Here is a 12435-nt window from a genome sequence, read left to right as displayed (position 1 = left end):
GGATTCCCGGGCAATTATGGATACTGGCAACATAATCCCACCTGTCCGATAAATCAACAATAAAAAAAGGACCACGGAAAATCCGCAGTCCTTCAAATTCCAGGCGTAGATGCGATCAGTGCAGGAGGAGCAACGGAGTGCTAACCTGCTGGGTTGCAGAGGAGAGCACCGCGACATAACTGCCGGCTGGCAACAATCTTCCCGCGCCGTCCCTGCCATCCCATGCAGTCATGTAGCTGCCAGGGGGACACTGCTGCTCAAGCAGTGTGCACACCTGTCGTCCCTGCATGTCATACACGGCGAGGCGCAGTGAGCCCGCAATCATGTCGCGAACCCGGAATGCAACGACCGCTCCTTCCGCTGCGCGGAATGGTGTTGGATACGCTGCATCTATGGAAAAGACCTCCGGCTGTGTGGCGGGATGAGATTCGACGGAGGTGAGTCCGGTCATGAGTGACGGACCCGGCAGATGGCGCGCACCGCTCGCATCGGCGAGCCAGTTGTTCGTCCACTCCGGTCGGGCAAAGCCATCTTTCTCCAGCATGTCCTTCCAGCGCTCGTCCGTCAGCCTGTCGAAATTCGTGGTCACATGTTCATGGAAACTCAGCATGGGCGCCATGTAGGCAATCTGTCCGCCGGCAGGATCCGGTGCGATGATGACGCCGAGATTAATGCGTCCGGTTCCCACATGATACACCCAGCCGACCGGGGCTCCGGCGGCATCGGTGGGTGCCGTGTGCACATCCGCGACGACATAGTCCTCGACCACAGCTTCGACAGGATAAAACAGCCGTGCGTACCAGCCGTCGAAGTCGAGTCCGCAGATATACTGGTCATAGAGCATGCGTCGGATGAACATTTCCTCCCTGGCGCTGAGAGGCTCGTTCCGCAGTTCCCGTTCGGCAATGGTGCCGAGGGTATCCATACTTTTCGCCATCTGCGTGAAGAACGCGGCGATATGCGGCATGCGATCTTCGTATATCCCGCCGGCCCGATGCGCGAAGCCACTCAGACGCTCGTAGAATTCGGGGAACGGTTCGACATAGCCCTCGGGGTAGGAACAGGAGATGCCACCGGTGTACGACTGCTTGGCATACAGAAGGTTGTCATGCCGCAGCTGCGCCCATGAAGCGAGCTGGGTATTCATTTTCTGCTGCCACCAGGCAGCAGTCTGCATGAACTCCGGCAATCCTTCCGTTTCGTCCGGGATATTCAGGGCGCGGATCCCTTGCAGCCAGCTGTTGTAAAGCGAAGCCGACCAGAAGTCCTCATCATACGAATCGATGAGATATCGCAGCGCGGCCAGATTCGCCGCGTAAGGATAGCGGGAGAAATCGTCCTGCAGGAACTGCGCCGCGGCATCGTTTCCAAGCGCGAACAGCGCATCCATGGAAGAAGGCAGCATGCGCCGCACTTTTTCGCCTTTATGGATAATCTTGTCATAGACCACGTTACTGAAGACGTAGGAATCGATGATGAAGCGCTGTCCCAGCATCAGGAAGGCCGAGGGTGGTTTCAGCTGTTCAGGATTCGTGGGATCGGAATACAGTATCTGGGAATTGATGCGCTGTTCGGCGAAGCTCGTGTTTTTGAGCGCCTCCTGGAAACGCGTCACTTCCTTCATGTCCAGGAGCTGCGTGGGCGCGGTGATGCCGAGATCCGCCGCAAGCATATCCAGGTGCGAGGCGCGCACGTTGTCACTTTCGCCGACAAGCAGTTCAAGCAACGCATCGATCTCCTGCAGCACATCGCGCTTTCCTTCAATATTCAACGCCTCGGAGATGAGATAGGCATCGATAATCTGCCGCTGAATGTCCTCGTCCGTCTGCTGCGGCATATCATGCTGCACCGGTTTTGTGAGCATCAGCTCGGTGCGTCCGATCCAGATCATCGCCCGGAAATACCGGCCGAGTTCTTCAGAATCCGTGTAGTGTCCGCGTACCGTGAACTGGCTGAAATCATAGAGCCGGGGCGTGGAACTGAACAGCGCAATACCCGTGGGCTGTTCAGCATCGATTTTCATGAGAATATCATTGACGACCGGCACGGAGGACGTAAAATAACAGCGGGTTTCTTCGGTGAGCAGCTTCCAGGCGACGGCGGTATAAACATCCACATCGCGAAGCATATCCCGCATGCCCGTCGTGCTGCCGTAGCGCGCGTCGAGCTCCTCCATGGAAGCGTACATCCCTGTAAGAAGCTCTTTCAAGGCGGGAATGATCCAGGAGCGCTCTGTTTCCTTGAGGATGTTGTCATACGACATGTGCACCGCATGGAGAATGGCGTCTGTTGTCACCGCCACGGGAAGATCATTGTGCCAGATCTCGCTGTAGGCATCCTGGAAGGTTTCCGCCGTGAGACGTTCAGTGACCATAAACCCGTTTTCGGCGAGCAGATCCGTTTCGTCCTGTGTCAACGCGTATTTGATGGTGATGCTGTCGAGCCATGCTGCCTGCAGCGCAGGAGCACTGACATTCTTTTTCAGCAGAGGGGCGGGATATTCACTGAGCAGCGCACTGCCCTCCATATCCTGATGCTGCGCAAGAAACGTCCGGTACGAATCGATATCAAACTGTGACTGCGCTCCGGCCTGCATACCACAAACCATGCAGAACAGGAAGAAAGCCACAGCAACCTGTCGCATTTTTCGCATGGGAAACTCCATTGGTGAAGAACAGTGAAATCTATGCAATTGTCTGACTATATGCTAGACACGCGAGTATGCAGAAGGTTACGGGGTTGCTCTGCTTCCACCTTCGCTTTCGCTCCGCTCAAGCTTCGGCGGACAGGGGCGCGGAGCGGAGCCGAAACAGCTGCTCCGGGCACCGGGGCAAAGACCTCGTTCCGCAGCGCGGAACGAAATGCCGCGCGAAGCGACGCGGAGCGTCTGCTTCGCGCTCTTGCGGTATCGCGGAGATTTCAGTAGTTTTTTCCGATCTGGGACCTGATCCCGCCCCCACCGCCAAGCAATTCAGTTCAGGAGAGTGTATGGAACAACCGACCACACGACAATTGCCAAAGAATGCATACACACCGCTGGAGGCGGGTGAGAAGTATGTGCCCGTGGTGCCGACAACGGTTACGCCGCGGGAAATTACGCCGTACTCAGTAGGCTGGGGACTCTTTTTCTCGGTGCTGTTTTCTGCTGCCGCGGCGTACCTGGGACTGAAAATCGGCCAGGTGTTTGAAGCCGCCATTCCGATTGCGATTATCGCTGTCGGTATTTCCACTGCAACAAAGCGCAAAAACGCGCTGTCGGAAAATGTGATCATCCAATCCATCGGTGCTGCAAGTGGTGTCGTGGTTGCGGGTGCCATTTTCACCATTCCCGCACTGTACATTCTCGAACTCCCCGCGAATTTCTGGCATGTCTTCCTTGCCTCCATGTTCGGCGGCTTCCTGGGGATTGTGTACCTGATTCCTTTCCGCCGGTATTTCGTCAAGGATATGCACGGACAGCTTCCCTTCCCCGAAGCGACCGCAACGACAGAAGTGCTGGTCGCGGGCGAGAGCGGCGGCAATCAGGCGAAGACACTGCTGCTCGCATCCGCGGTCGGTGGATTCTATGACTTCATGGTTACGACCTTCGGCTTCTGGAAAGAAACATTCTCCACCAGGGTTCTGCCCGGACTCGATTATGTCGCGGAACATATGCGCATTGAATTCCGCATGAACATCCTCGCGGCGGTGACGGGACTCGGATATATCATCGGCCTCAAGTACGCCGCCATTATCGCAGCGGGCTCTTTCCTGTCATGGTTCGTCCTCGTGCCTCTTATCGCGTATGTCGGACAAGCCCTCACCGTCCCGATCGGCACGGGTGTCACCCAGCTGATCAGTGATATGGACGCCTACACGATTTACTTCCATTACGTCCGTCATCTCGGCATCGGCGGAATCGCCATGGCCGGAATCATCGGCATCGTCAAGAGCAGCAAAATTATCGGCGGTGCTTTCAAACTTGCCGCCTCCGAGATCTTCGGAAAGAAACATGGATCCGACGCGGAATCCGCTGAGCGCACCGACACCGACATTCCCATGGGGACCATAGTTTCCCTCATCGTCGTCGTGCTTCTCAGCGTTTTCGTCTTTTTCTGGCAGGGCGTGACCGGAAACTTCGGTCAGGCGCTGACCGGGTTGCTCATCGTTGCCATTATCGCTTTCCTCTTCACCACCGTGGCCGCACGCGCCATCGCCATCGTCGGATCGAACCCCGTTTCCGGCATGACACTGATGACGCTCATCGTCTCGTCGTTCATCCTGGTGCAGGTCGGACTCACGGGTCCCACCGGAATGGTCTCCGCTCTCATCATTGGCGGCGTGGTCTGTACGGCGCTCTCCATGGCGGGCGGCTTCATCACGGATTTGAAAATTGGCTACTGGCTGGGTAATACGCCCAAACATCAGGAGCGATGGAAATTCCTCGGCACACTGCTCGCAGCGGCCTCGGTGGGTGGTGTGATCATCCTTCTCAATGCGACGTACGGATTTACTGGCGAAAACGCACTGCCCGCACCGCAGGCGAATGCCATGGCGGCCGTCATCAAACCGCTCATGTCCAATCAGCCCGCACCCTGGGTTCTCTATATTGCCGGCGCCCTCTTTGCGCTGACACTGGAATCCATTCACATCCCGCCGCTTGCTTTCGCACTTGGCATGTACCTGCCGCTCGAGCTGAATACCCCGGTTCTTGCCGGCGGTATCATCGCGCATTTTGTCTCCACGCGCTCGAAGGACGAAAAGCTGAACAATGCGCGCCGCGAACGTGGCACGCTGATCGCGTCAGGACTCATTGCCGGCGGCGCCATCATGGGCGTGGTCAGTGCAGGCCTCAAATTCTTCGGTATCAACTACCACGAATTCGGCTGGGTCTGGGCGGAGAGCGATGGTGCGGAATTCCTCGCCATCGGCGCCTTTGCAGCCATCGCGGCCTACCTGTACTGGGACAGCATGCGCGCCAAGGTCAAGGAGGATTAATTGCAGATATCAGATGGCAGATGACAGATGGCAGATTATACGAAACGCCCCTCCGAGGAGGGGCGTTTCGCTTCCATGAGGTAATCAGGATGGTGCTATTTGTTCAACGCCATCTTGATATTCTTGGTGTAGCTCATGCCCGACTCGACGCCGGTCATGGTCACGGTCGCGATATAGGTGCCGCTTGCGAGCTGTGCACCGTCGAACTGCACTTCATGCAGACCCTGTTCGATCTTGCCGTCGACCAGCTCCGCCACCTGGCGTCCCAGCGCATCAGTGACCACAAGGCGCACATGCGATTGCTCGGGAACGGCGAAACGAATCATTGTCGTCGGATTGAAGGGGTTCGGGTAATTCTGGTCCATTGAGAAGCCGGCAGCAACCGGGGCTCCGGATTTCGGCGTCCCTGGATAGGTCGGCGTCGTCTGCGCCCAGTTCAGCTTCATGGCGATGTAATCCATGTTGTTGACAACGCCATTACCGTCAGTATCCATGTAGCATCCTTCGGGTGTGAACCATGGCGCTGCGGCCTGTGGCTCCCACTCGAGGTAGGTGAAGGGATTGGTTTCCGCATCAGCCTGATAGCGGGCAGGACCGTTCAGCCAGCTCGTGCGAAGGTTGGCATTGTAGATATAAAGGTTCAATGCTCGACGGTCAGCATAGTTTACGATGCCGTCATTGTTCACATCTCCCGGCCACACCACGCAGGGCTGCTGTCCCTCACCTACGACCAGCAACGCACTTGGATACGGCATGTAATCCCGATACGCGTCGCAGCTGTTCTTCGTCCAGAAGTTCACCTCGATCTTGTAAGTGCCCGGCTGGAGTGATGAAGGGAGCGTGATGTACTGTACACCGTCCAGCGTCATCCCGTACTGTTTCTGTGCGTTTACCGTCGTGGTATACGCGAGCTGATCTCCTGGCACGGTATAGAAGCTCACCGTCATGGTAATCGTTGCGTCGAATTCCGGGAAGGCGACGGAGTAGTGAAGTCCGATGCTGCCCGGTGCCTGCGCGAATGCTGCTGGGAAACCTGATGCGTCGACGAAATCATAATTCACCGTACCAGGGGTGATATAGCATGCTTCATCAGCACCGATGTAGGGCTGCACGCGTGCTTCATGATCGATGTCTTCTGTCACCGCAGACAGCAGAGTGCCAAAGAGGTCGGAGTCGTCGTCTGACGGCGCCGCGAGGTGCAGGTCACCGGAAATCAGATCCGTGAAAGTGATGGTTTTTGATATCGAGTTTGCATCCATTCCTGAGGCAGCCTGCAGCGACGCGAAGTCGGGCTGATCACCCGACCAGTACGCGAACGTACTGCCATTCGTGTACAGCACATTGTAATCAGACTCCGTAATCGCACCCGGATCATTGACGTACCATGTGCGTCCCGCACCGGTGTTGTACATGATGTTATTCAGATAAGTGCTGTTCGACCCGTTGTAGGTGTAAACGGCATACGCGGTCGCGTAGCTGCTGTTGACATGAATGGTATTGTGCGCGAAAAACATATCGTAGTCGTTGTAAGGACGAACACCGTACGTGGTCGATGTGGTATTCAAGACGCTGACCATGTTGTTCACGAAACGCGAACTGCCAGTCTGGTAGTATCCGTCATAGTAGATGTACAGTCCATAGCCGTACGTACCACCCTCCGAGATGAAGGTATTCCGCTCGATGGAGGTGTTGTATCCGTAGTAGAACTGCGCGAGGTATTTACTCGAGTACGAGGAGTTGATATGCACGTAGTTATCAACGAACGTGACTTCCCCGCAATAATATCCGCGATACGCTGTGTAATACTGATCCGTGAATTCACAGCCACGGACTACCAGTCCGTCCTCCGTTGACGTCGTGCCACTGCCGTACAGGTACATTCCATACGACCCACCACGAATGGCGCAGTCATCGAATGTGTGGCGATGGTTGAGGGAACCGGAGGGAGAGTACACGACAGCGACGTTGGTGGATGTCGTTCCAACGACAGGTGCAAGAAGATCGCAGCCCTCGAATGTGTTGTCGGTTGACGTCCCCTGGATGACGAGGGCCTGCGCATAACTCCCGCCCTGCGCACGGACGGTCATGTTCCTGAACGTCACGAAGCTCGCCCCATTCAGATCGATGATACCGTTGTCGGCGGTCCCGGTGCTGGTATATGTCAATTCTACATCAGCGCGGTTTCCGGACTCGGACTCGAAAATCACTGTATTGACAGCGGAGCTTCCCGCAATATCCCCCATCGTAAATCGTTCGTTATAGGTGCCGGTCCGAACCCTGAAGACGACGGGTCCGCACAGGCCGTAATTGTTCAGTGCATCGACAGCGGATGAGAAATCCGGGTAGTCCGGCGAAGCGCCCCCGATAGTGAAGGTGCCAGAGAGCGCGGCCTCCCGTGTTACCGTGCAGGTATCGTTATTGTTCACCGTATCGGCAACCCCGTTTGGCATACTCGTCCATGCCTGAATGGTATACGGCACACCGGACTGGAAGGGATGACTGCCGAGGGTGACCGAGGTCTTACGGGTTGCTGAGTTCAGTGTATCGAGCAGACCCGTCCAGTTGTACGGCGTCTGCGGAACGCCATTGAGCGTCCAGTTAATCGTGGCCGAGGTTATCTGGTTGATTCCCAGATTCTGCAGCGTTACATCCACATTGTGCGTCCCGGCACAGAAATTGAGCGGCGAATCGATGCTGGTGATTCCTGCGTCATTCGGCGCGGTCGCGCCCTCATCGTAGTACACGATGCCCGCGTACTGACGTGGACAGAAGCTGAAATTGAAAGCGGTCGTGCCCAGTGCGGGATCGCCGGTGCCGGTGCCCGCGCAGTGATTTCCACAGTCGATCGTCATGTAAGAATCCGAGTAGCTCGACTGTGTTATACTCGACTGGTACTTCACCGAAATCGTATGATGAGAAATGATGAATCCCCATTTCTCATTCGCCTGGATAAGAAAATCGAGATTGATGGGGATTTCGGTGGGAGTGGAGGTCTGTGTCACCGTAACCGTATTGCGGCCGAGATGAATCCATCCCGAATTCACCTGCGCGAATCCGTTTGGACGCGCCCAGATATCCACAGTGGTCGTTCCCGTACCCGCAAAGAGATTCCAGAACCGATACAGACGCACCGCCTGATGTGCAGTAATGTCGAATGAAATAAACGAATCGGAGGAAGTAGATGTACTACCCGTGGGCGATGTTGCGAGCGAATATGCGCCCTGAGCCAATCCCGTGGCCGTGCCGGAGCACAGCAAAATCAGCCCCATCGCCAATGATAAAATGGTGGTACGCGTCCCATGAGACGCCCCCGTACAGACTTGCATGTCATACCTCATAGATATTGGATGGAACAACAGTATATCAACGAGCGCCGAAGCCTCGCTTCTATCCAACCTTGACAGATAATCCTGCGGTATGTGATACTCACTATCAGCCCGCCCTCTTCCGGCCCCCGTCAGACAGTTGCTTTGTGGCTCATGAGAGCAAATGTCACGGTGCCGAACATAAGACACAGTAAGGGATAAAAAGTTACGATGGTGATGAAATAAATTTTCGGCGACGGAACGAGGGGGGATACAGATCGCAGATTACAGATTGCAGATTATACGAAACGCCCCTCCGAGGAGGGGCGTTTCGCTTCCATGAGGTAATCAGGATGGTGCTATTTGTTCAACGCCATCTTGATATTCTTGGTGTAGCTCATGCCCGACTCGACGCCGGTCATGGTCACGGTCGCGATATAGGTGCCGCTTGCGAGCTGTGCACCGTCGAACTGCACTTCATGCAGACCCTGTTCGATCTTGCCGTCGACCAGCTCCGCCACCTGGCGTCCCAGCGCATCAGTGACCACAAGGCGCACATGCGATTGCTCGGGAACGGCGAAGCGAATCATCGTCGTCGGATTGAATGGATTCGGGTAGTTCTGATCCATTGAGAAGCCGGCAGCTACAGCGGTGACCGCTTTCGGCGTGCCCGTATAGTATGGGGTGGTCTGCACCCAGTTCAGCTTCATGGCGATGTAGTCGAGGTTGTTGACCACACCATTGCCATCGGTATCCATGTAACATCCTTCGGGAGTGTACCACGGGGCCGCGGCCTGCGGTTTCCACTCGAGGTACGTGAAGGGATTGGTTTCGGAATCCGCCTGGTAGCGGGCGGGACCACTGAGCCATGTAGTACGCAGGTTCGCATTGTAAATGTACATGTTCAGTCCTCGACGGTCGGTGTAATTGACGATGCCGTCATTGTTCACATCACCCGGCCAGACGACGCAGGGCTGCTGTCCCTCACCTACGACCAGCAACGCGCTTGGATACGGCATGTAATTGCGGTACGCGTCACAGCTGTTCTTCGTCCAGAAGTTCACCTCGATCTTGTAGGTGCCGGGCTGCAGGGAGGAAGGCAGTGTGATGTACTGCACGCCATCCAGTGTGACGCCGTACTGTTTCTGCGCGTTCAAGGTCGCGGTATAGACGAGCTGATCTCCAGGCACGGTGTAGAAGCGGACCGACATGGTGATCGTGGCGTCAAACTCAGGGAAGGCAACGGAATAATGCAATCCGATGCTTCCGGGCGCTTCCGCGTAGGCCGCTGGATAGCCATTGGCGTCAACGAAATCGTAGTTCACCGATCCGGGCGTGATATAGCAGGCTTCATCTGCACCCTTGTACGGCTGCACGCGGGCTTCATGATCAATATCATCGGTCACCGAGGGAAGAAGCAGGCCGAACATGTCGGTATCATCGTCTGAAGGACTCGCCAGATGCAGGTCGCCGTTATACACATCCTTGAAGGTTACGGATTTGGTGATGGAATGAGCATCCATGCCGGTGTAGGCCTGCAAGGCTGCAAGGTCTGCACGTGCCCCACCCCAGTAGGCCAGACTGCTGCCATTCGAGTACCACAGGTTGTAATCGGAGGCGGATACATATCCCGTTCCCACTTCATACCAGCAATAGCCGGCACCAGCGTGGTAGAGGATGTTGTTGTAGATCTCACTTCCGTCTGCATACGGTGCATAGACCAGGTAGCTGCTGGCGTACGGCGTGTTCGTATAGAACGTGTTGTGGGCGAACAGGGTATTGCTCATCCTATAGGCATACATACCGTAGTAGACCTGGGGACAGTCGAGCAGCGTCACCATGTTGTTGACAAAGCGGGAGCTGCCACTCTGGTAGTAATTCTCGTAGTAGAAATACACACCGTAGCAATATGTACCGCCGTACGAGATGATGGTGTTGCGCTCGATCTGCGAGTTGTACCCGTAATAGAACGCGACCGGGTAGTGGTATGTGTAGGTATTGTTCGCTTCCTGGATGACAGTATTGTCGAGGAATTTGGTCTGTCCCAGGTAATACGCGTAGACGGGACGATAATACTGTCCGGTGAAGCGGCAGTTTTGAATAAGAGTGTTGTCCTCGGTTGCAGTCGAACCGCTTCCATAGATGTACATACCGTAGCTGCCGTTGACAATGTTGCAGTTGATGAAGCTGTTGTTGTTGTCAATCGAGCCGCTGGGAGAATAGATGACCGTGTTATTCGTGGAGGTCGTCAGAACCGGCATACTGATAAAATCGATATTCTCGAATGTACAGTTGTCCGATCCGCCCAGATAATAGAACACGATGGCGTAGGAAGGATTGGTGGCGGTAAAGGTCATGTTTCGGAAGATCAGCCAGTCCGTACTGTTGATATACAAGGTGGGATTGCCGGTCTGCGAGTAGAAGTTCACCGTTACATCTGCACGGTTTCCGGTTTCGGACTGGAAGGTCACCGTGTTGACCGAAGATGTCCCGGTTACCGTCCCTCGTCCCCCACCAATCGCAACCTGTTCATTGTAGGTCCCTGGTCGCACGTTGAATACGACGGGACCGCACAGACCGTTGTCATGCAGCACCGTAAGTGCCGCATCGAAATCCGCGAAGTCCGGATTACTGCCTCCGATGGTAAATGTACCCGAGAGCGCCGATTGCCGTGTGACTATTGTTGTATCGTTGTTGTTGACCGTATCTGCAACCCCGTTGGGCATGCTCGTCCATGCTTCTATAGTATAGGGTATGCCCGGCAGAAAGTTCATGGACGCCAGTGTGACGGACGTTTTACGTGATGCAGCATTGAGCGTATCGAGCAAACCCGTCCAGCTGTACGGAGACTGCGGCACGCCGTTGAGCTTCCAGTTGATGGTCGCGGAGGTGATCTGGTTGATACCGAAGTTCTGCATGCTCACGCTCACGTCATGGACACCAGCGCAGAAGTTCAGTGGTGAATCGATGGAGGAAATCCCTGCGTCGTTCGGAGCGGTTGCGCCTTCATCATAATACACGATACCGCTGATCTGACGAGGACAAAGGCTGAATGAAAAACTGGTGGTTCCTGTGGTCGGATCGCCTGTGCCTGTACCCGCGCAATGGCTGCCACAGTCAATGGTCATGTACGAATCCGTGAAGCTCGACTGTGTGATGCTCGAGTTGTACTTGACCGAAATCGTGTGATTTGAAATAATAAAGCCCCACTTCTCATTCGGCTGAATGAGGAAATCGAGATTGATGGGAATCTCGGTGGGAGTGGATGTTTGTGTCACTGTCACCGTTGTACGGCCGAGGTGAATCCAACCCGTGTTCTGGTTGACGTAGCCATTGGGATGTGCCCAGATATCGACCAGCGTCGATCCCGTTCCAGAAAAAAGATTCCAGAAGCGGTACAGACGGACTGCCTGATGCGCTGTGATATCAAAGGAAATGAAGGAGTTCGACGATGTCGATGTGTTCCCTGTGGGAACTGTTGCTAATGAATACGCTCCCTGTGCATGGATCGCGCTCGGCGTCCCAAGTGCGAGAAGCACGATGGCAACCAGGGCAGCGACAAAGCTCCGCCTGGCTGCGGATCGGGTAACATGTCTCATGGATGTACCTCATGAACCTGTGAATTGAATGGATGTGACCGCAACAACTGGCTGCAGCACCAGGACACTGTCCAAACTGCAGGAATGCCTCGGACATTTTTTTACACTATTGCTGGCAAATATCCACAGTTCAATCCCCCCTGTCAATGGCCTAATTTTCACAGATGTGCCGAATACGCACAGCCCCATACATCGCCGAAATTGGCGGCAGAATCATGGGATTATGCATAGTCTGCATAATGCGGATAGATTTCAGATTTCAGATTTCAGATCGCAGATGGCAGATCACAGATTACAGATTACAGATTACAAACCTTCCAGGAGCGGGGATTGCTTCCCATGAAGTGTACCCGGACTTCTGCCATATATGGGGAAGCAATCCCTGGTCGGCAGGGTGAGCTGGGATTGGCTGAGTATGGAAAAATGAAATAATTGAAAAATGGAAACATGCGCGTCTAAGCCATGCTTTCATTTTCCATCGTTTCATATTTCCATCTTTATATAGCGAAACGCCCCTCAATGAGGGGCGTTTCGCTTCCATGAGGCAACCAGGA

At 54.9% G+C, this 12435-nt stretch carries 4 protein-coding genes; 1 reads left to right on the top strand and 3 read right to left on the bottom strand.

Annotated elements, in window-relative coordinates:
* Positions 1-115: 115 nt before the first annotated feature.
* Entirely contained in the window at positions 116-2653 is a 2538-nt protein-coding gene (locus tag KQI65_11295; GenBank protein ID MCB2205326.1) for a DUF3160 domain-containing protein, read from the bottom strand.
* Between the two features lie 335 nt (positions 2654-2988).
* Between KQI65_11295 and KQI65_11290 the strand changes: the two genes are divergently transcribed.
* Positions 2989-4977, top strand: coding sequence for an oligopeptide transporter, OPT family (locus tag KQI65_11290; GenBank protein ID MCB2205325.1), 1989 nt, complete (start codon positions 2989-2991; stop codon positions 4975-4977).
* A 95-nt stretch (positions 4978-5072) separates the two neighbouring features.
* Here KQI65_11290 and KQI65_11285 read toward each other — a convergent pair whose 3' ends face one another.
* Positions 5073-8246 carry a hypothetical protein gene (locus KQI65_11285; GenBank protein MCB2205324.1) on the bottom strand — a complete coding sequence of 1058 codons (3174 nt, stop codon included), beginning with the start codon at positions 8244-8246 and terminating at the stop codon, positions 5073-5075.
* Positions 8247-8641: 395 nt separating this feature from the next.
* Positions 8642-11881 carry a hypothetical protein gene (locus KQI65_11280; protein MCB2205323.1) on the bottom strand — a complete coding sequence of 1080 codons (3240 nt, stop codon included), beginning with the start codon at positions 11879-11881 and terminating at the stop codon, positions 8642-8644.
* Positions 11882-12435 lie beyond the last annotated feature (554 nt).

This window comes from bacterium (genome assembly GCA_020444325.1).
Taxonomy (GTDB): domain Bacteria; phylum Bacteroidota; class Ignavibacteria; order SZUA-365; family SZUA-365; genus BM516.
The sequence above is the reverse complement of the archived record's forward strand: the minus strand, read 5'-3'. Positions and strand labels throughout refer to the sequence as shown.

Coding starts and splice junctions, on each gene's coding strand:
- KQI65_11295 (MCB2205326.1), bottom strand. CDS start 2,653: ATGCGAAAAATGCGACAGGTTGCTGTGGCTTTCTTCCTGTTCTGCATG.
- KQI65_11290 (MCB2205325.1), top strand. CDS start 2,989: ATGGAACAACCGACCACACGACAATTGCCAAAGAATGCATACACACCG.
- KQI65_11280 (MCB2205323.1), bottom strand. CDS start 11,881: ATGAGACATGTTACCCGATCCGCAGCCAGGCGGAGCTTTGTCGCTGCC.
- KQI65_11285 (MCB2205324.1), bottom strand. CDS start 8,246: ATGGGGCTGATTTTGCTGTGCTCCGGCACGGCCACGGGATTGGCTCAG.